Source organism: Nonomuraea turkmeniaca, assembly GCF_005889735.1.
In the GTDB taxonomy this organism is placed as follows: Bacteria; Actinomycetota; Actinomycetes; order Streptosporangiales; family Streptosporangiaceae; genus Nonomuraea; species Nonomuraea turkmeniaca.
In genome coordinates this window covers 1-19215 of the sequence record NZ_VCKY01000207.1, presented here as the reverse complement: position 1 = coordinate 19215, position 19215 = coordinate 1, and the positions used below count along the sequence as shown (strand labels likewise).

Genomic DNA, 19215 nt, shown 5'->3' with positions numbered 1-19215 from the left:
CGGGGGCGGTGGCCCTGTTCGTGCTGTTCGCCGGCGGGGCCGTCGGGACCGTGCTGGGCGGCAGGCTGGCGGCGCGCTGGGGCCGGGTGCGCACGATGCGGCTGGCGTACGCGGCGGCCGTCCCCGCGGTCGCGGGCGTGGTGCTCGCGCCAGGCCCCGCCGCGTACGTCTTCATCGCCGCTTCCTCGATCGCCCTCTACGCCCCGTTCTCCCTGCACGTGACGCTGGGCCAGGACTTCCTGCCGCGGCGGGTCGGCACGGCAAGCGGGGTGACCTTGGGGTTGGCGGTGAGCGTGGGCGGTCTGGCCAGCCCGCTGGTGGGCGCCGTCGCGGAGGCCGCCACGCTCAGGACGGCGCTGGCGTGCTTGATCGTGTTCCCGTTGCTGGCCTGGCTGCTGGCTCGCACGCTGAAGGAGCCCGCGCTCGAGCCGGCCCCGTGAGCACGCGGGCGGGCAGGCACGCGACGTCACGGCGGCACACCCGTGGCCTCGTGCCGGGGGAGCATGCTCGGCGGGCGCCGACGGCCGAGCGGTCGCGAGCCTAGGGAGGGGTCATCGCCGGGTTGCGAGGCTGAAGACGGACGTGTTGTCGCGCTGGGTCGGGTCCAGGGGAGTGGAGGTGACGTGTGCGCTGATGGGCAGCCATGCCTTGGCATCGCGGGCGACGCGGACCCGGGCCGAGATCCGGACCGGCCTGCCCGGCCGGACGGTGCCGATCACGCAGGTGGCCTTGCGGTCACCGCGCTCGCACGTGGCCCCGCGGATCGCGCTGAAGCCGGCCCCGGCCGGCGCGGTAAGGGTGACGGGCACCTGGGCCGCGGCCATCAGGCCGCGCATGGCGACGGTGGCGGTGACGGTGGCGGTGCGGCCGGGCCGGACCGGCCGCGCCCGGCCCACGAGGTTGACCGACAGCGCGTCGTAGACGCCGCGCGGGTCGGCTTTCGTGACGATCGCGCCGTAGCTGTCGGTGGTGAGGGTGTTGGCGACGGAGAAGCCGTCGGCCTCGCCGTCCTCCGCGCCCGCCGACAACACGCCGATCAAGTCGTTGGTGCCCTCGAGCACCCACGGCCCGCCGCTGTGCCCTTTGGACAGGTGGCAGTTGTTGGTCTCCAGTTTCGACGGCGCGGCGGCGATCGAGCGGGCGGGCTGGGTCTTGGCCAGGCACCAGAGCTGGTCCTTGCCGTCGTACGGCTTCCTGCCGAGCACCCCCGGGTAGCCCGCGGTGGCGATGGTGTGCCTGCCGCCCTGGCTGCGCACCGGCGTGAAGGCGCCGACGGCGTCCTGGAGGGTGCGGTTCTTGTTGCCCACTTCGATGAGTGCGACGTCATAGATGGAGTTCCAGTCGCCGCCGGTCGTCCCGGTGTATCCGTCGGGCTTCCAGGCGCGCCGCCCGCCCCATCGCCCGTACGGCTCGCGCTGCCGCTCCCCGGCGGCCCGCCCGTCGTAGGCGGGCACGAACGCGAAGCTGCTGTGCCAGCGGCCGCTCGTGGCGCCCGCGGGGATGCTGTACACGCAGTGGGCGGCGGTGATGATGAGCAGTTCGGCGGCCGAGCGCACGACGGAGGCGCTGCAGGAGTCGCCGCGCCCGCCGGCGTTGACGAAGAACAGCCGGCCGGTGATCCTGCTGCGGTCCGTATCCGTGTACGGGCGGCGCACGCGCGCGTACCCGTTGGTGTCCCCGCCGGGCGTGAGCCGTTTGGTCGTGGGCACGCTGCGCCGCTGTGCCGCCGCCGGGCTCGGCAGGCTCGCCGGCAGGTCGGCGGCGTTGGCCTTGGCTTGCTTGCCCGGCGTCCAATAACGCACGGCTTGTCCAGGGCGCATCAGCGGGGAGGACTCGGCGCCCCAGCCGCCCTCGTGCGCCGGGATGAGGGGCGGCTGCGCCGGAGCGGCGTGCGGTGGCCGGTCGGCCGCCGCGGGCAGCGCGAACGCGACGCCGGCCAGCGTGGTCAGGGTTGTGACCAGGGTTCTCCACACAGTGTCCCCCAGAGAAGAAGATCGGATAGTCGAGCTCTGGTCACTGTAAGTCACCAATATGAGGCGAAGTGTTGTTAGCGGGCTCGTGTCGTGATGGGTGCACCTCGGTCGGGGGATCGGGTGCGAAGGGACGTTCAGGAGCTCTGTGCCGGGATGAGCCGGGGATGGCCATGAGCGGGCGCGAAGGGCCGGTGGAGGGGGTTTGAGGGGTGCGGTCAGCCGGCTGCGGCGTTGCCGGTGTGGCCCTGGCGGCGGATCTCGGTGGCGCTGGCCTCGGCCGGCTCGCGGTCCGGGCGGAGCCCGCGCCAGGACAGGTGGCGCAGCATCCCGTCGCCGGTGACCTCGGCGTACTGGACCTCGCCGACCACGAGCGGCTCGACCCACAGCGCGTCGCGGGCGTGCTCGCGCGGCACCGGCTCGTCGAACGGCGGGTCGGGCCGCTCCAGCGGGGCCAGCCGCTCCCGCAGGTCACGCAGCATGGCCTGGGTGAACCCGGTGCCGACGTGCCCGACGTACAGGAGCCGCCCGCCCTCGTCGTACGCGCCGAGCAGCAGCGACCCGATCGTCCCCGAGCGCCCCCCGGCGCCGGGCCGCCAGCCGCCGATCACGACCTCGACGGTGCTGACGTTCTTGACCTTGGTCCATTCGCCGCTGCGCTTGCCCGGCCGGTACGGCGAGCCCATCCGCTTGCACACGACCCCTTCGAGCCCGAGCTGTCGCGAGGAGTCGAAGGCGTGCCCGGCGTCGTCGGCGAACCAGGTGGGCACCTGCCACCGGTAACCGGGCGTGAACGTGCCCTCCAGCAGCTTCCTGCGCTCGGTGTAGGGCAGGGGGGCCGTGGTGGCCTCCTCCAGGTGCAGGATGTCGAACGCCATGAACGTCACCGGCACCGTCCTGGCCAGCCCGGCCACGACGGCCGGGTTGCGCTGGTGCATGCGGGGCTGCAGCGCCTCGAAGCTGGGCCGCCCGGCCTCGTCGAACGCCACGATCTCCCCGTCGACGACGGTGGCCCGCCCGCCGGTGGCGCCGGCCATGAGCTGCAGCTCGGGGTAGGCGGGGGTGATGTTCTTGCCGTTGCGCGACATCAGGCGGACGGCGCCGTCCTCGAGGTAGGCGAGAGCGCGCACGCCGTCCCATTTCATCTCCACCGCCCAGCCCGCGCCCTGCACGGAGGCCAGGGTGCCGAGCTGGGCCAGCATCGGGGCGTACGCGGGCAGCCGCACCATGGTGCACGCCATACCCCGTCCGCTTGATCGACAGTGGTGGACGGGGGTCTACAGATGGTCAAGCCGCGTGTCTTCCACGAGCTCGGCCAGGTCGACGCCGTGGTCGCCGAGCTCGGCGACGGTGGCGCAGTAGCCGCGCAGGTAGGTGCGGCCGTTGACGCGGCAGGAGACGCGCAACATCGGGCGATCGCCCAGGATGATCGCCTCGACCAGGATGCCGTCAGGGCTACGCCAGCGTGCCATGGCGTAAGGGTAAGGGGCGTTTCGGAGTGCTCACCTGCAAAGATAACTTAGAGTAAGATTTGACTGCATAAAGTGCTTGGTTGTTCGATGTTAGGCGGACACGCCCGATGGGCAGAGGGTCCGGAAGCTTTTCACGGCCGTGGCCGCGCCCCCGTGGCGGCCACGGCGTCCGCCCCGGCAGGCCCGGTCCGGGGCGACGACGGCCGCAGGAGCGGCGAAGTCGATCGCCGCTCCCGCGGCCGTCGAGTGTCCGGGGGGCGTCCCGCGAACGTGTCCCGCAGTGTGGACAGAACGAGATTCAGGGGCCGGACTCCGTAGACTGATGGGGTGATTTCCCGTATTGACATGCGCGGTTCCCTGCCGGACAACCTGCGCGACGTGCTGCCACGCGCCGAGCTCGACGTCGAGGCCGCCCTGGAGAAGGTGCGGCCCATCTGCGATGACGTGCGCCATCGCGGCGTGGCAGCGGTACGGGAGCTGACCGCCAGGTTCGACGGCGTCGAGATCGCCACCACCCGCGTGCCGGCCGGGGAGATCGAGCGCGCGCTGCGCGAGCTCGATCCCAAGGTCAGGGCCGCGCTGGAGGAGTCGATCAGGCGGGCCAGGCTGGTCCACCGCGACCAGCGGCGCGCCGACGCCACCACCGAGGTCGTGCCCGGCGGCACCGTGACCGAGCGGTGGGTGCCGGTCGACCGCGTGGGCCTCTACGTCCCCGGCGGCCGCGCGGTCTATCCGTCGAGCGTGGTCATGAACGTCGTCCCCGCCCAGGAGGCAGGCGTCGCGTCGCTGGCCGTGACCAGCCCGGCGCAGAAGGAGTTCGGCGGGCTGCCGCACCCGACGATCCTGGCCGCGTGCGCGCTGCTCGGCGTGGACGAGGTGTACAACGTCGGCGGTGCGCAGGCGGTGGCCATGTTCGCCTACGGCACCGAGGAGTGCGCGCCCGCCACCATGGTGACCGGGCCTGGCAACATCTGGGTGGCGGCGGCCAAGCGGCTGCTCAAGGGCCGCATCGGCATCGACTCCGAGGCCGGCCCGACCGAGATCGCGATCCTGGCCGATGAGACGGCCGACCCGGTCCACGTGGCCGCCGACCTGATCAGCCAGGCCGAGCACGACACGATCGCCGCCGCCGTCCTGGTCACCACCAGCCCCGAGCTGGCCGACGCCGTGGAGAAGGAGCTGCCGGGCCAGGTCTCGGCGACCAGGCACTCCGCGCGCATCGCCGAGGCTCTGGGCGGCCGGCAGTCCGGCATCGTGCTGGTCGGCTCGCTCGACGACGGGCTCAAGGTGGTGGACGCCTACGCCGCCGAGCACCTGGAGATCCACACCGCCGACGCCGCGGCCGTCGCCGCGCGGGTCCGCAACGCGGGGGCGATCTTCGTCGGCACGTACGCGCCCGTCTCGCTCGGCGACTACCTCGCCGGCTCCAACCACGTGCTGCCCACGGGCGGCTGCGCCTGCCACTCCAGCGGCCTGTCGGTGCAGTCGTTCCTGCGTGGCATCCACGTGATCGACTACACGCGCGAGGCCCTCGCGGGCGCCGCCGCGCACGTGTCGGTCCTGGCCGACGCCGAAGACCTGCCCGCACACGGCGCCGCGATCCGCGCCCGTTTCGACTGGCGAGTGCCCACGGAGACCCCCGAGTGAACCTGGACGACCTGCCCATCCGCGACGACCTCAGGGGTAAGACGCCGTACGGCGCGCCTCAGATCGACGTCCCGGTCCGGCTCAACACCAACGAAAACCCCTACCCGCCCTCCGCGGCGCTGGTCGCCGACCTGGCCGAGGCGGTCCGGGCGCAGGCGGGCGAGCTCAACCGCTACCCCGACAGGGACGCCACCGCCCTGCGCGCCGACCTGGCCGGCTACCTCGGGCACGGGCTGCGCACCGAGCAGGTGTGGGCGGCCAACGGCTCCAACGAGGTGCTGCAGCAGATCCTGCAGGCGTTCGGCGGCCATGGCCGCACCGCCATCGGGTTCGAGCCGTCCTACTCGATGCACCCGATCATCACCAGCGGCACCAACACCGAGTGGATCCAGGCCAGCCGGGAGGAGGACTTCTCGCTCGACCCCGGCAAGGCCGTCACCGCGATCGAGGAGCACCGGCCCGACATCGTCTTCCTGGCCTCGCCCAACAACCCGACCGGCACCGCCCAGCCGCTGGAGACGATCGCGGCGATTCTGGCCGCCGCGCCCGGCATGGTCGTGGTGGACGAGGCCTACGCCGAGTTCGCCCGCGAGGGCACGCCGTCGGCGCTCACCTTGTTGCCCGGCCACCCGAGGCTGATCGTCACCAGGACGATGTCCAAGGCGTTCGCCATGGCGGGGACGCGGCTGGGCTACCTGGCCGCGCACCCGGCCGTGGTGGAGGCGCTGCTGCTGGTGCGGCTGCCGTACCACCTGTCGACGCTCACCCAGACGGCGGCGCGCGTGGCGCTGCGCCACCGCGCGGAGCTGCTCGGCACGGTGGACGCGCTGCGGCGCGAACGCGACGCGACGGTGACCTGGCTGCGGGCCAAGGGCCTGGCCGTGGCCGACTCGGACGCCAACTTCGTGCTGTTCGGGCGCTTCCCCGACCGGCGCAAGGTGTGGGAGGGATTGCTGGAGCGCGGCGTGCTCATCCGCGAGGTCGGCCCGCCAGAATGGCTGCGTGTCACGATCGGCACGGGCGAGGAGATGGCGGCCTTCCGCGCCGCCCTGGAAGGGGTCCTGCTGTGAGCGAGCGAACCAATGAACACGGCGCTTCTGCGGTTCACAGGACCGACGAAGGAGGGCCTGTGAACCGCGTAGGCCGCGTCGAGCGCGTTACGAAGGAGACCTCGGTCCTGGTGGAGGTCGGTCTCGACGGCACCGGGCGGGTGGAGGTGGCCACCGGGGTCGGCTTCTTCGACCACATGCTGGCCCAGCTCGGCAAGCACGGGCTGTTCGACCTGACCGTCAAGACCGAGGGCGACCTGCACATCGACTCCCACCACACGATCGAGGACACCGCGCTCGCGCTGGGTGCGGCGTTCCGCGAGGCGCTGGGCGACAAGTCAGGCATCAGGCGGTTCGGCAGCGCGTCGTGCCCCCTGGACGAGTCGCTCGCCCAGGTGACCGTGGACCTGTCCGGGCGGCCGTACCTCGTGCACACCGAGCCCGAGGGCATGGCGCCGATGATCGGCCCCGACTACGACACGACGATGACGCGCCACATCCTGGAGTCGCTCGTCGCCCAGGCCGCGATCTGCCTGCACGTGCACGTCCCCTACGGGCGCAACGCGCACCACATCGTCGAGGCCCAGTTCAAGGCCCTGGCCCGGGCGCTGCGCGAGGCGTCCGAGCTCGACCCGCGCGCGACCGGGGTGCCGAGCACCAAGGGCGTCCTATGACGGAAAACCTCATCGCCGGCGTGATGGTGTTCATCGGGTTGTTCCTGATCGGTGGCGTGTTCTCCCTGGCCAAGCAGGGGCTCAAGATCGGTGCCGTCATCTGCGCGGTCGGCGCGGCGATGGCGATCACGGCGGGGGTGTTGTGGTGGTGACCAAGAAGAACGTCGTGGTCCTCGACTACGGGTCGGGCAACCTGCGTTCCGCGGAGCGGGCGCTGGCCAGGGTCGGCGCCGAGGTGACCGTGACGGCTGACTTCGACGCCGCGCTGAACGCCGACGGGCTGGTCGTGCCCGGCGTCGGCGCGTTCGAGGCGTGCATGAGCGGGCTCACGGGCGTCCGCGGCGACCAGATCATCGGCAGGCGCCTGTCCGGCGGCCGTCCGGTGCTGGGCATCTGCGTCGGCATGCAGATCCTGTTCGCCAGGGGCGTCGAGCACGGCGTGGAGACCGAGGGTTGCGGCGAGTGGCCGGGCACCGTCGAGCGGCTCGACGCGCCCGTGCTGCCCCACATGGGGTGGAACACCGTCAAGGCGCCCGCGGGCAGCGTCCTGTTCGCCGGCTTGGACGCCGGCACGCGCTTCTACTTCGTGCACTCCTACGGCGTGCGCGAGTGGGAGCTGCGCACCGGCGAGGGGTTCGCCGAGCCGATCGTGACGTGGGCCGAGCACGGCGTGCCGTTCGTGGCGGCCGTGGAGAACGGCCCGCTCATGGCGACCCAGTTCCACCCCGAGAAGTCCGGCGACGCCGGGGCCGCACTGCTGAAGAACTGGCTGGACACCGTTGAGTGAGGACCGGGCGTGCCCTTCCCGGGTGAAGGAGCAGGCGCGGTGAATGAGGAGCAGGCGGTGCGGGCGGTCTCGGGCGAGGAGCGGGCGCGGTGAGCAAGGAGCGGGCCCGGCGGCGGGCCGAGCGCGAGGCCGAGCGTGCGCGCGCGATCCGGGCCAATGAGGACCGGCAGGCGCGCCTGGCCCGCCGGCGGGCCCTCCGGAGCTCGATCGGCCGGCTCACGCCGCGACCGGTGCGCGTCCGCCGCCCGGGCGGCCTGCTGGCCCGCCGTCACCGGACCCAGAACGTCCTGGTGGCGTTCGGGTTCCTGATCGTGCAGGCGATCGCCTGGCTGCTGTGGGGGTCGTTCTTCGCCAGCTTCGCCGTTCTTGTCCTGTCCGTGTTGCTCGTACCCGTTGTCGTGACTCTCGCCTTCGACCGGAGGATCTGAATGTCATTCGTATTGTTGCCCGCCGTGGACGTCATCGACGGCCAGGCCGTACAACTGGTCCAGGGTGTGGCCGGGACCGAGAAGGGCTACGGCGAGCCGCTCGCCGCCGCGCTGGCCTGGCAGGAGGCGGGCGCCGAGTGGATCCACATGGTGGACTTGGACGCCGCGTTCGGCCGGGGCGGCAACCGGGAGCTGATCGCCGGCGTGATCGGCCGGCTGGATGTGAACGTGGAGCTGTCGGGCGGCATCCGCGACGATGAGTCCCTGGCCGCCGCGCTGGCCACGGGCTGCCGCCGGGTCAACATCGGCACCGCCGCGCTGGTGAATCCCGACTGGTGCCGGAAGGTCATCGCCGAGTACGGCGACAAGATCGCGGTCGGGCTGGACGTGCGCGGTACGACGCTGGCCGCTCGCGGCTGGACCGAGGAGGGGGGCGACCTGTGGGAGGTGCTCGACCGGCTGGAGGCCGACGGCTGTCCCCGCTACGTCGTCACCGACGTGACCAAGGACGGCATGCTCCAGGGCCCGAACGTGGATCTGTACCGCCGGATCTGCGCCCGCACCGACAAGCCGGTGATCGCCAGTGGGGGTGTCTCCAGCCTGGATGACCTGGCCGTACTCGCTTCTCTCGCTCCTGACGGACTGGAGGGCGCCATCGTGGGCAGTGCCCTGTACGCTCACGCGTTCACGTTGGAGAACGCGCTTGCCGCGGTACGCGGGTAGCTTCGCCGGGAGGGGGCGGAATGAGCGTCGGTAGTATCACCATGCACTGCACCGGGTCGAGGGTGTTCTCGGGTGGCATCTGGGAGGAGAAGTACGGCTACGCACGCGCCGTGGTCGTCGGAGAGCGGGTGATCGTCTCCGGCTGCACGGCCACGGTCGACGGCGAGGTATGCCATGTCGGCGACGCGTACAGACAGAGCCTGACCGCGATGGAGATCGCGCTCGAAGCTGTGGTGACGGGCGGGCTGACCCGCGAGGACGTCGTCATGGTCCGCTACTACGTGGTGGAGCAGCGGCACTTCGACCTCGTCGGGCGGGCCATCGCCGAGGTGTTCGGGAAGGTGCGCCCCGCCTGCACGGGAGTACGGGTGGCCGGGCTGGTCGACCCGAGAATGCTGGTCGAGATCGAAATCGAGGCGTTGCGAGCATGACCGTAGCGGTAAGAGTCATTCCCTGTCTCGACGTGGACGCCGGACGCGTGGTCAAGGGCGTCAACTTCGAGAACCTGCGCGACGCGGGCGACCCCGTCGAGCTGGCCAGGCGTTACGACGAGGAGGGCGCCGACGAGCTGACCTTCCTCGACATCACCGCCTCGTCCGGCGAGCGCGAGACCATGCTCGACGTCGTTCGCAGGACCGCCGAGCAGGTGTTCATCCCGCTCACCGTCGGCGGCGGGGTGCGCTCGGTCGAGGACGTCAACCGGCTGCTGCGGGCCGGCGCCGACAAGGTGTCGCTCAACACGGCCGCCATCGCCCGGCCCGAGCTGCTCACCGAGGCGTCCCGGCGGTTCGGCGCCCAGTGCGTCGTGCTCTCCGTGGACGCCCGGCGCGCACCCGGCACCCCGAGCGGGTTCGAGGTGACCACGCACGGCGGGCGGCGCGGCACCGGGATCGACGCGGTGGAGTGGGCGGCGCGCGGTGAGGAGCTGGGTGTGGGAGAGATCCTGCTCAACTCGATGGACGGTGACGGCACGCTCGACGGGTACGACCTGGAGATGTTGCGGGCGGTCCGGGCGGCGGTGCGGGTCCCGGTGATCGCCAGCGGCGGGGCCGGACGGCTGGAGGACTTCCCGCCGGCGGTGGAGGCGGGCGCGGACGCCGTGCTGGCGGCGTCCGTGTTCCACTTCGGCACGCTCAAGATCTCCGAAGTCAAGGACACGCTCCGCATGGCAGGCCACCCCGTCCGCTGACCGGCCTTCGCCGGCGCGCCATCTCCGGCGCGCCGGGCCCGGCGGGCCACCTTCGGCTGCCGTGGCGTGGGCCCGCACCGGTCGCGCAGAGGGCGCGGCCTGCGCGGGCCGGCCACAAGGATGAGGGCGCCGGTGGCCGGGCCGAGCCGCCTGTGCCGTGGAGCGCGGATGGACGGTCAGAACACCCGCATGTGGTTGAACAGCTCGTACGAGACGTCCTTCGCGCCGAAGGCGGCCGCTTCCGACCGCTTGACGGCCAGGTACGCGCTGCGCCGCAGCGGCCCGAGCGCCTCCATGAGCAGCTCATCGGCCTCCAGCGCGTCCAGCGCCTCGTCCAGCGACGACGGCAGGCGCGGAAACTGGCCGGGCCGCGTGTCGGGGTCGACGTCCACGGGCGCCCCCGGGTCGAGCTTGCGCCGGATCCCGTCCAGCCCGGCGTGGATCACGGCTCCCAGCGACAGGTACGGGTTGGCGGAGGAGTCGGACGGCTTCAGCTCCAGGTTGGGCTCGCCGGTCTCGCCGAGCGGTGAGCACACGCGGACCGCGGCCTCCCGGTTGTCGGGCCCGTACACCGCATAAGCGCTGGACCACGTGCGGGGTGCCAGCCGGCGGAAGCTGTTGACGCTGCCGCACGTGAGCGCGGTCAGGGCGGGCAGATGGGCGAGCAGGCCGCCGATGAAGCCGTCACGCACCTCCCCGTCGGCCGCGAAGACGTTGTGCGTGTCGTTCCACAATGACAGGTGCAGGTGGGCGCCGTTGCCGGCCTGGTCGGCCAGCGGCTTGGGGGCCAGCGTGGCCCACATCTGCATGCGCAGGGCCACGCCGCGCACGGTCTCCCTGAACAGGACGTGGTTGTCGGCGGCCCGCAGCGCCGGCGCGTGCCTGATCGAGAGCTCCTGCTGGCCGGGCCCCAGCTCCGGGTGGTAATGCTCGACGTGCAGGCCCTGTGTCTCCAGGGCGTGGATGAGCTTGATGGTGTAGTCGTGCGCCGTGTCGAACCCGGCGTTGGCGTAGCAGAGAGAGTCGTCGAGCGGGATCAGCCGGTCCGGGCCGCCCCCGTGGTCGGGCAGGCGGCGGCCGAGCGTGAACTCCGGCTCGAACGCCGCGACGAGCGTGTAACCCTCCGTGGCCAGATCCGCGATCGCGTCCTTGAGAAACGTCCGCGCGCACGCCTCCCACGGCGTGCCGTCCGGCCGCCGCAGGTCCGACAGCATCGCCGCCGCGCCGGGAGCATGGGGCAAGAGGACGAACGTCGCGGGGTCCGGGACGATGCGCACCTCGCCCACCGGACCCATGTGCTCGACGTCCTGGAGCTGGTCGAGCATGTTCATCGCCATCATGGCCACCGTGTGCCCGATGCCCGTGCTGAGCCGTTCGGCCAACCGCGATCGAGAAGCCGCTTTGCCACGAATGACGCCACCGTGGTCGGCGTACAGAAAGCGGATCAGCTCGATGCCCTCGAGCTCGGAGCGCTCGAGGATGCGCCGCACGTTCGGATCAAGCTGATTGATCTTGGTGCCGCTAGGGCGATCTCTCATCCTGCCTGCGTAGCACGATCTGGCAGCGCGGGGAAGCATCTACCGCAGGCAGAACCGTCGCTACGTCAGAACTCTGGAGAAGAATGTCGCCAACTGATTGGCTCCTTGAAGGATTCCGTCGAACACTCCGTTGACCGCGTCGGCAGCTTGGGCCGGCCGGGTGAACAGGTAGAAGACCACGAACGCGACAGCCACGTAGGTGATCACCTTCTTGACCTGCATGGGGGGCCTCCTGCAGTCCATTCCCAGCCGTATATACCCGGATCTGGGCGATCACTGGCATCCTCTGTGAAGATGTTCATGATCCTAACCGGGGGGCTTCCTTTTCCTATGCCATGGTAAAGGCTTGACTCCGTGCGCGAGCACCTTCTACGCCGGGGTTTCTGCGATCCTCGCCGACCGGCACGGGCCACCGCCGGCGAGCGTGCTCACACGTGAGTCACATGCCCAGGTGCGCTTCGCGCAGCCGGGAGACGGCGCTGGGGTCGCCGGCGAGCTCCACGCGGGCGTGCTCCTGGCGGCCGAAGCAGAACATGAGCAGCTCGGAGGCCGTCCCCGTCACCTCCACCCGGGCGCCCTGACGGGGGCCGCCGAGTGCGACGCCGCCGCCGAGCCGGTGCAGCACCACGCCCACGGGCGACCTGCGCAGCATCAGCCTGGCGCCGCTCGACACCCGCTTCCAGATGAGCCGGTCGAGGTCGGGGGACAGCTCGCGCGGCTCCCATGACGGCTGGGCGCGGCGCACGTCCTCGTGGTGCACGAACAGCTCCAGCGCGTTGACGGCTTCGTCGAGGAAGGGCAGCAGCCCGTACACGCCGCCCGGCTTGCGCACCATGCCGACCAGCTCCGGATAGGGGTGCTTGGCCTTGAGCCCGTTCTGGACCGAGGCGGTGTAACCGGCCAGGGGCTTGAGGGCGATCCCGCCCATCGCGTCGGGCCGGCGCTCGCGCAGCACCAGGTGGGCGGCCAGGTCGTAGGTGGTCCAGCCCGCACAGAGCGTCGGCGCGTCCGGCCCGAGCCGGTCGAGGAGGTCGCAGAGCGCGGCGCGTTCGCCACGAGCGTGAGTCACGTGGTCAACCCTACCTGTGGGAATAACTGGTTGATCAGACGTGATGTAGTGACTTGCGAAGTTAAGTCTGTTGAAGGGGAGCCTACCGAGTGGCGAGCAAGGTCACCTCGGCCGTGATGCGTCAAGGACTGCGGGTCCTTGGGGTGGCCATTCGCACCGAGAAGGCGGTCTTCGCGCTGGCCGTGCTGGCCAGCGCGGTCTACGGCGGCATGACCGTCGCCTCCTCCTGGGCGCTCGGCTGGGCCACACAGCACGTGCTGCTGCCGTCGTTCGCCCAGGGCCGGGTTGCCTCGGGCGCGCTGTGGACCGGTGTGTTCCTCATCATCGGCACGGCGCTGCTCAAGGCGTTCGGCGTGGCGGGCCGCCGCATCCTGGCCGGGGTCATGCAGTACCGCATGCAGGCCAGATCGCGCAGGGACGTCACCCGGCAGTACCTGCGGCTGCCGCTGTCCTGGCACCATCGCCACCCCACCGGGCAGCTGCTGTCCAACGCCAGCGCCGACGCCGAGGCCGCCTGGGCCCCGCTGGCGCCGCTGCCGATGGCCGTGGGCGTGGTCGTCATGCTGGTCACCGCGGCGATCGCGATGATCTTCACCGATCTCGTGCTCGCGGTGGTGGGCTTCCTGATCTTCCCGGCGATCGCCGTGCTCAACCTCGTCTACCAGCGCAGGCTGAGCCCGCTCGCCACCCGCGCGCAGCAGTTGCGCGCCGAGGTCAGCGAGATCGCGCACGAGAGCTTCGACGGCGCGCTCGTCGTCAAGACCCTCGGCAGGGAGGACCTGGAGACCGAGCGGTTCCTGCGCCGCGCCCACGAGCTGCGCGACGCCAACATCGCCGTCGGCCGGGTGCGCGGGTTGTTCGACCCGATGCTGGAGGCGCTGCCCACGATCGGCGTGCTGGCGGTGCTCGCCGTCGGCGCGCTGCGCCTGTCCGGCGGGTCCATCGTCGTCGGCGACCTCATCCAGGTGGCCTACCTGTTCACGCTGCTGGCCTTCCCGATCAGGGCGCTCGGCTGGGTGCTGGCCGAGCTGCCGCGCAGCGTCGTCGGCTGGGAGCGGGTGCAGGCCGTGCTGGAGGCCACCGGATCCATGGAGTACGGCAGCGTGGATCACGGGGCCGCCACCGCCTCCTCCGCGCCCGCCGCGCTGGAGGTGCGCGGCGTGTCGTACCGCTACGGCGAGGCCGAGGTGCTGCACGACGTCACCTTCGACGTGCCGGCCGGCCGCACCGTCGCCCTGGTCGGGCCCACCGGATCGGGCAAGTCCACGCTGGTCCAGCTGCTCGTGCGGCTGGTCGACCCCGACGCGGGGCAGGTGCTGCTCGACGGCGTCGACCTGCGGGAGCTGGCCTACGGCGGCGTCGCCCAGTCGGTGGCGCTGGTGCCGCAGCAGACGTTCCTGTTCGACGACACCGTGCGCGGCAACATCGCGCTCGGCCAGGAGAGCGCCGACGAGGACGTGTGGGACGCGCTGCGGCTGGCCCAGGCCGACGGCTTCGTCGCCAGGCTGTCCGACGGGCTCGGCGCCCGCGTCGGCGAGCGCGGCGCCACCTTGTCCGGCGGGCAGCGTCAGCGCCTGGCCCTGGCCCGCGCGATCGTGCGCCGGCCGCGCGTGCTCGTGCTCGACGACGCAACCTCCAGCGTGGACCCCCAGGTCGAGGCCAGGATCCTGTACGGGCTCCGCGACGCCGCCGAGACCTCCACCGTCGTGGTCGTCGCCTACCGCCTGGCCACGATCGCGCTCGCCGACGAGGTCGTCTACCTCGACCACGGCCGGGTCGTGGACCGCGGCACGCACGAGGAGCTCCTGGCCCGCTGCCAGGGCTACCGCAACCTGGTGACCGCCTACGAGCGTGAGGAGGCCGAGCGGGCCGCCATCGACGTGCTGGCGGAAGACGAGGAAGTCCTGGCGGGAGAGGAAGAAGGGGTCAGCGCATGACGGCGCAGAGCATCCAGCGCGATTCCGGTCGTTCGGCGCTGGACACCATCCGCCACGGCCTGTCGCTGACGCCCGAGTTCCGCAAGGGCCTGGCGGGCACGCTGGCCCTGGCGGTCGTCGCGACCGTCGGCAAGATCATCGTGCCGATCGCGGTCCAGCAGACGATCGACACCGGGCTCAAGGACGGCGTGCCGGACCTGTCGTACATCACCAGTGCCGTCCTGGTGTGCGCCGCGGCCGTCGTGCTCACGGCCATCGCCGGGTACGTCATGAACGTCCGCCTCTACAAGGCCACCGAGTCGTCCCTGGCGACGCTGCGCGTGCGCGGCTTCCGTCACGTGCACGACCTGTCGGTGCTCACCCAGAACACCGAGCGCCGCGGCGCCCTGGTCTCGCGCGTCACCAACGACATCGATCAGATCAGCACCTTCATGCAATGGGGCGGGCTGATGGTCATCGTGGCGTTCGGGCAGCTGTTCGTGGCGACCGTGCTGATGTTCGTCTACTCCTGGCAGCTGACGTTGCTGGTGTGGGCCTGCTTCATCCCCCTGATGATCGCCCTGCCGCGGTTCCAGCGGCTGCTGTCGCGGGCGTACACGGTGGTGCGTGAGCGCACCGGCGACATGCTCGCCGCGATCAGCGAGTCCGTCGTCGGCGCCGCCGTGATCCGGGCGTACGCGTCCGAGCGCCGCACCGCCGAGCGCATCGGCACGGCCGTGAACGCCAACAGGTCCGCCCAGGTCAGAGCGCAGACCATCGTCGGCTTCGTGTTCCCGCTGACCGAGATCGTGGCCGCGGTCGCGATCGCCGGGATCGTGCTGCTCGGCGTGCGGCTGGGCCTGTCGGGCGAGATCACGCAGGGGGAGCTGGTCGCGTTCCTGTTCCTCGTCACGCTGTTCGTGTCGCCGCTGCAGACGGCCACCGAGGTGCTCAACGAGGCCCAGAACGCCGTCGCCGGCTGGCGGCGCATCCTCGGCGTGCTCGACACGCCGCCCGACGTGGCCGACCCCGGCGAGAAGGGCGTGGAGCTGCCGCGCGGCCCCATCTCCGTCGCGTTCGAGGACGTGCACTTCTCCTACCCCGGCGGCCCGCCCGTGCTGCGCGAGGTCACGCTCGTGATCCCGCCCCGCTCCCGCGTCGCGGTGGTGGGGGAGACCGGCTCGGGCAAGACCACGTTCGCCAAGCTCCTGACGAGGCTGATGGACCCGGGCTCGGGGCGCGTCACGATCGACGGCCACGACCTGCGCCACGTGCGTTTCTCCTCACTTCGCGAGCGCATCGTCATGGTGCCGCAGGACGGGTTCCTGTTCGACGGGACGCTGGAGGAGAACGTCCGCTACGGCAAGCCGTCCGCGGCACGCGAGGAGATCGAGCTCGCGCTGACCGAGCTGGGCCTGGCCGACTGGCTCGAGGGACTTCCGGCCGGCCTGGACACACCCGTCGGCCAGCGCGGCGAGTCGCTGTCGGCCGGCGAGCGCCAGCTCGTCGCCCTGGCCCGCGCCTATCTCGCCGACCCCGACCTGCTCCTGCTGGACGAGGCCACCTCGGCGGTGGACCCGGCCACGGAGGTACGGCTGGCCCGCGCGCTCGAAGGCGTCACCCGCGGCCGTACCGCCATCTCGATCGCCCACCGGCTGTCCACGGCCGAGAACGCCGACGAGGTCCTGGTCTTCGACGCGGGCCGCCTGGTGCAACGCGGTCCGCACGCCGATCTGGTGAACGAGCAAGGCGTGTACGCCGACCTGCATGCCTCCTGGATCTCCGCCGCCCACTCCTGACGATCACTCGCAGACGGCGGCGAACGTCACGATCGTCCCCCGGGGCCCCGACACGATCGTGATGTGATCGCACAACATCCGCGTCAGCCACAACCCCCGCCCACGGCACTCGAACCCCGTGGGCGGGCGCATGTCGCCCAGCCAGCCCGGCGGCAACCCCGGCCCCTGGTCGGTCACCTCGCACCACAGCCGCCCGCCGTGCGCCCACAACCGCAGCCGCCCGCGCCCGCCGCCGTGCACCACCGCGTTGGTGGTGATCTCGTTGGCCACCAGCACGAAGTCCTCCAGGCGCCGCCCCGTCATCCCCTCGTAGGCGGCGTGCTCGGCGACCGCCCTGCGCAGAAACGTGATCCGCCCGCGGGCGAAGCTCGCGTACCACACTTGTCTACACATCGCCTGCTCGGCGGACGGTGACGAACGCGTCGGCCCCGATCAGCCGCAGCACCCGCGCCATGGCGTCGCCGCAGACGACCGTGGTGGACCCGGGCGGCCTGGCCATGGCCGTGACGGTCAGTAGCTGCGCCGATCCGGCGTCGATGAAGTCCAGGCCGGAGGCGTCGATCACCACCTCGCCCGGCTCCTTCTCCAGCGGCGCCAGCACCGACGCGAACGCCTGCCGGTTGGTCAGGTCGATGTCGCCCCACACCCGCAGCCCAGGAGCCGAGCCGTTGTTGGCGAAGCGCAGCAGCGCCTGCTCCGGGGCGATCGGATGCACCGCGGCGGCCCGGTCGATGGCCTCGCGGGGGAACAGGCCGCGGTCGTACTGGCACACGGCCGCCAGCCAGCGCTGCCCGAACAGCTCGTTGACCGCGGCCTCGAACGCCGCCTGCCCCGGCGCGTCCCGCATCCCCCATGAGGCGTCGATCAGGGCGTACACGCCGTGCTGGCCGTGCTTGCGCGCGCGGTCGTTGGCGTCGCTCAGCCCGCACCGCACCCGGCCGGGATCGAGGCAGCCGTCGGTGAAGTGGGTGTCGGCGCAGGCGAGGATCTCCACCTGCCCCGCCGACTCGGCGTCGGCGAAGCCGGGTACGAGCGGCGCCAGCCAGTCCCGCGTCCGCTCCGGACTGTCCGCGTGCGTGATGAGCACGACTTTGGTCCGGCGGCGCAGGCCGTTCATCGTGAACACCCTCGTCGCCGCCATCCGCTCGCGCTCCCCGTCGAACGGCAGGCAGACGTGATCTCCCAGATCGGGATCGAGCACGGAGCCCACGAGATGCATGTCGGCACCTCCCCTAGCACGCGTCGCCGAAGAAACTACCCCGCGCCACGTCATCACGTAGTGCATTCTCTGCAAAACCCACCGTGACGCGACGCTGATCGGTATACCTTTTCGCCGGGGCCGCCCACGCACCGGCGGCGGGCCCGCGCGGCCAGGGGGCGTGAGGAGCAAGAGCGTGGATGTGCTGGAGATGACGCGACGCCGACACGGCGAGCTCGTGGTGGTCAGCCTGGCGGGAGAGGTGGACGTGGACAACGCGTCCCAGGTCCGGCAGTGCCTCGGCGAGGCGGTGGAGATCCACGGCCCCCGGCTGGTGGTGGACCTGACCGCGTTGACGTTCATCGACACGACGGGGCTCGGGGTCCTCGTGCGCCAGCTGGCCGACCTGCGCGCGCGTGACGGCAGCATGGCGCTGGTCGCGCCGGACGGCCAGGTGCTGCGGCGGCTGCGCAGGACGAACCTGGCCCCGCTCTTCCCGATCTACGACACCCTCTCCCAGGCCCTGGACTGAGGCGCGGGGGCAGGCTGGTTGAATGGATGCCATGTCCCTGGACCCCAAGATCGCGGCACGGTTGAAGCGCACCACCGACGGCCTCGTCCCCGCCATCGCCCAGCAGTACGACACCGGCGAGGTGCTCATGCTGGCCTGGATGAACGACGAGGCGCTGCATCGGACGCTCACCACCGGCCGGGCCACCTACTGGTCGCGCAGCCGCGGCGAGTTCTGGGTCAAGGGCGACACCTCCGGCCACGTCCAGCACGTCAAGTCGGTGGCGCTCGACTGCGACGGCGACACCGTGCTCGTCAAGGTCGACCAGGTCGGCGCGGCCTGCCACACGGGCGAGCGCACCTGCTTCGACGCCGACCGGCTCGAGATCTCGCTCGGCTAGGCGCGACTCATGGACTCCAGCAGCAGCACGGCGACCAGCACAGCGACGGCCCGCGGGGAACTGTGGGGGTGGCTGGCGCTGACCGTCCTGGGCTGCCTCCTCGTGCTGCTGGCCGCCGGCCGGGCCTGGGCGCGGGTCACGGCGGCCGGGGCCGTGGCGCCCGCGGGCAGTGACCTCAGCCCCGTGCTGACGCCGCTGGCGCTGGCCGGCCTGGCCGGCGTGGTGGCGGTGCTGGCCACCAAAGGAGCCGGACGTCGCGTCATCGGCGGCCTGCTCGCCCTCTGCGGCGCCGGCGTGGCGGCGGGCACGTGGACGGCGCTGAACGGCGCGACCGTGACCGGCTGGCTGGCCGAGCGCAACGCCCTGCACGGCGTCACCGCGGTGCCCTGGGAGATCGCGCCGCTGTGGCCTGTCGTGGCGGGTGCCGGAGCGGCCCTGATGATCTCCGGAGGAGTCGTCGCGGTCGTGCGCGGCGGCAGGTGGGCGGGCATGTCCGCGCGGTACGAGCGGAGCGCCGGCAAGGACGACGCCACGCCGGCGCAGGATGACAAGGCACTCTGGGACGCGCTCGACCGGGGAGACGACCCCACCCGGTAGCCGCAAGGCCCAATGTTACGAACTATCCACTGTTCTGAACCTGTGTCGGCTTGGCCGTCGTTTCCTCAATAAGCTGCCGTTGCAACTCGCCACGAACACTAGGAGCCAAGGCGGATGAGCTACGGGGATCAGGGCGGAAACGGTGGTTACGGCGCGCAGCCACCCGGCGGAGGATACGGCCAGCAGCCGCCCACCGGCGGCGTCGCGGTCGTGGCGCAGGACACCTATCTCTTCCACGGCACGGTGGC

Annotated in this window: 23 protein-coding genes; 15 read left to right on the top strand and 8 right to left on the bottom strand. The window is 71.6% G+C overall.

The genetic code is table 11. The features are described from left to right. Positions 1-440 (top strand): MFS transporter (locus ETD86_RS41315; RefSeq protein ID WP_138672082.1); only part of this gene is annotated, 440 nt, incomplete at its 5' end. A 111-nt stretch (positions 441-551) separates the two neighbouring features. Here ETD86_RS41315 and ETD86_RS41310 read toward each other — a convergent pair. From ETD86_RS41310 to ETD86_RS41300, 3 genes are all read right to left on the bottom strand, one after another. Beyond that, positions 552-1973 (bottom strand): trypsin-like serine peptidase, encoded by a 1422-nt coding sequence (locus ETD86_RS41310; protein WP_138672081.1) that lies wholly within the window; start codon positions 1971-1973, stop codon positions 552-554. Between the two features lie 215 nt (positions 1974-2188). After that, positions 2189-3211, bottom strand: coding sequence for a non-homologous end-joining DNA ligase (gene ligD / locus ETD86_RS41305; protein ID WP_246149022.1), 1023 nt, complete (start codon positions 3209-3211; stop codon positions 2189-2191). 36 nt (positions 3212-3247) lie between these two features. Then, on the bottom strand, positions 3248-3442 hold the full coding sequence (locus ETD86_RS41300; protein ID WP_138672080.1) for a hypothetical protein: 195 nt from the start codon (positions 3440-3442) through the stop codon (positions 3248-3250). A gap of 327 nt (positions 3443-3769) precedes the next feature. Here ETD86_RS41300 and hisD point away from each other — a divergent pair, with 327 nt between their 5' ends. From hisD to hisF, 9 genes are all read left to right on the top strand, one after another. Beyond that, positions 3770-5089: a histidinol dehydrogenase gene (gene hisD / locus ETD86_RS41295; protein WP_138672079.1), complete on the top strand. Its 1320-nt coding sequence runs from the start codon at positions 3770-3772 to the stop codon at positions 5087-5089. Further along, positions 5086-6159, top strand: a complete 1074-nt coding sequence (locus ETD86_RS41290; RefSeq protein ID WP_138672078.1) for a histidinol-phosphate transaminase — start codon at positions 5086-5088, stop codon at positions 6157-6159. Before hisD ends, ETD86_RS41290 begins: the two co-directional genes overlap by 4 nt. A gap of 59 nt (positions 6160-6218) precedes the next feature. Further along, positions 6219-6812: an imidazoleglycerol-phosphate dehydratase HisB gene (gene hisB / locus ETD86_RS41285; RefSeq protein ID WP_138672077.1), complete on the top strand. Its 594-nt coding sequence runs from the start codon at positions 6219-6221 to the stop codon at positions 6810-6812. Next, positions 6809-6964, top strand: a complete 156-nt coding sequence (locus tag ETD86_RS55920; protein ID WP_170223532.1) for a hypothetical protein — start codon at positions 6809-6811, stop codon at positions 6962-6964. The genes hisB and ETD86_RS55920 overlap by 4 nt, the downstream gene beginning before the upstream one ends. Beyond that, complete coding sequence (hisH, locus tag ETD86_RS41280; protein WP_138672076.1) at positions 6958-7599, top strand: imidazole glycerol phosphate synthase subunit HisH; 642 nt, start codon at positions 6958-6960, stop codon at positions 7597-7599. The genes ETD86_RS55920 and hisH overlap by 7 nt, the downstream gene beginning before the upstream one ends. Positions 7600-7688: 89 nt before the next feature. Then, on the top strand, positions 7689-8027 hold the full coding sequence (locus ETD86_RS41275) for a hypothetical protein (RefSeq protein ID WP_138672075.1): 339 nt from the start codon (positions 7689-7691) through the stop codon (positions 8025-8027). Beyond that, positions 8028-8750 (top strand): bifunctional 1-(5-phosphoribosyl)-5-((5-phosphoribosylamino)methylideneamino)imidazole-4-carboxamide isomerase/phosphoribosylanthranilate isomerase PriA, encoded by a 723-nt coding sequence (gene priA, locus ETD86_RS41270; RefSeq protein ID WP_138672074.1) that lies wholly within the window; start codon positions 8028-8030, stop codon positions 8748-8750. Between the two features lie 20 nt (positions 8751-8770). Continuing rightward, the gene (locus ETD86_RS41265; RefSeq protein ID WP_138672073.1) at positions 8771-9181 is read left to right on the top strand and encodes a Rid family hydrolase; all 411 of its coding nucleotides are present in this window, start codon (positions 8771-8773) and stop codon (positions 9179-9181) included. Beyond that, on the top strand, positions 9178-9939 hold the full coding sequence (gene hisF / locus ETD86_RS41260; protein WP_138672072.1) for an imidazole glycerol phosphate synthase subunit HisF: 762 nt from the start codon (positions 9178-9180) through the stop codon (positions 9937-9939). The genes ETD86_RS41265 and hisF overlap by 4 nt, the downstream gene beginning before the upstream one ends. 176 nt (positions 9940-10115) lie before the next feature. On the opposite strand, the gene ETD86_RS41255 is transcribed toward hisF, so the two are convergent. The 3 genes from ETD86_RS41255 to ETD86_RS41250 form a co-directional block, all read right to left on the bottom strand. Beyond that, complete coding sequence (locus ETD86_RS41255; protein WP_138672071.1) at positions 10116-11477, bottom strand: glutamine synthetase family protein; 1362 nt, start codon at positions 11475-11477, stop codon at positions 10116-10118. 60 nt (positions 11478-11537) lie between these two features. Next, positions 11538-11699, bottom strand: coding sequence for a cytochrome c family protein (locus ETD86_RS55915; RefSeq protein ID WP_170223530.1), 162 nt, complete (start codon positions 11697-11699; stop codon positions 11538-11540). A gap of 217 nt (positions 11700-11916) precedes the next feature. Further along, a complete protein-coding gene (locus ETD86_RS41250; RefSeq protein WP_138672070.1) occupies positions 11917-12546 on the bottom strand; it encodes a TIGR03085 family metal-binding protein in 630 nt (209 codons plus the stop codon). A 116-nt stretch (positions 12547-12662) separates the two neighbouring features. Between ETD86_RS41250 and ETD86_RS41245 the strand changes: the two genes are divergently transcribed. Both ETD86_RS41245 and ETD86_RS41240 read left to right on the top strand, forming a co-directional pair. Next, positions 12663-14483 carry an ABC transporter ATP-binding protein gene (locus ETD86_RS41245; protein ID WP_138672083.1) on the top strand — a complete coding sequence of 607 codons (1821 nt, stop codon included), beginning with the start codon at positions 12663-12665 and terminating at the stop codon, positions 14481-14483. Continuing rightward, positions 14480-16261 carry an ABC transporter ATP-binding protein gene (locus tag ETD86_RS41240; RefSeq protein ID WP_138672069.1) on the top strand — a complete coding sequence of 594 codons (1782 nt, stop codon included), beginning with the start codon at positions 14480-14482 and terminating at the stop codon, positions 16259-16261. Before ETD86_RS41245 ends, ETD86_RS41240 begins: the two co-directional genes overlap by 4 nt. 3 nt (positions 16262-16264) lie before the next feature. Here ETD86_RS41240 and ETD86_RS41235 read toward each other — a convergent pair whose 3' ends face one another. Next, positions 16265-16654, bottom strand: coding sequence for an ATP-binding protein (locus ETD86_RS41235; protein WP_138672068.1), 390 nt, complete (start codon positions 16652-16654; stop codon positions 16265-16267). Further along, positions 16647-17480: an MEDS domain-containing protein gene (locus tag ETD86_RS41230; protein ID WP_170223529.1), complete on the bottom strand. Its 834-nt coding sequence runs from the start codon at positions 17478-17480 to the stop codon at positions 16647-16649. Before ETD86_RS41230 ends, ETD86_RS41235 begins: the two co-directional genes overlap by 8 nt. 175 nt (positions 17481-17655) lie before the next feature. Between ETD86_RS41230 and ETD86_RS41225 the strand changes: the two genes are divergently transcribed. From ETD86_RS41225 to ETD86_RS41215, 3 genes are read left to right on the top strand one after another with little or no spacing between them, the layout of a single operon-like run. Beyond that, entirely contained in the window at positions 17656-17991 is a 336-nt protein-coding gene (locus tag ETD86_RS41225; RefSeq protein ID WP_138672066.1) for an STAS domain-containing protein, read from the top strand. Between the two features lie 22 nt (positions 17992-18013). Next, positions 18014-18370: a phosphoribosyl-AMP cyclohydrolase gene (gene hisI, locus ETD86_RS41220; RefSeq protein WP_138672065.1), complete on the top strand. Its 357-nt coding sequence runs from the start codon at positions 18014-18016 to the stop codon at positions 18368-18370. A gap of 9 nt (positions 18371-18379) precedes the next feature. Then, a complete protein-coding gene (locus ETD86_RS41215) occupies positions 18380-18967 on the top strand; it encodes a Trp biosynthesis-associated membrane protein (RefSeq protein WP_138672064.1) in 588 nt (195 codons plus the stop codon). The last annotated feature ends 248 nt before the right edge of the window (positions 18968-19215 follow it).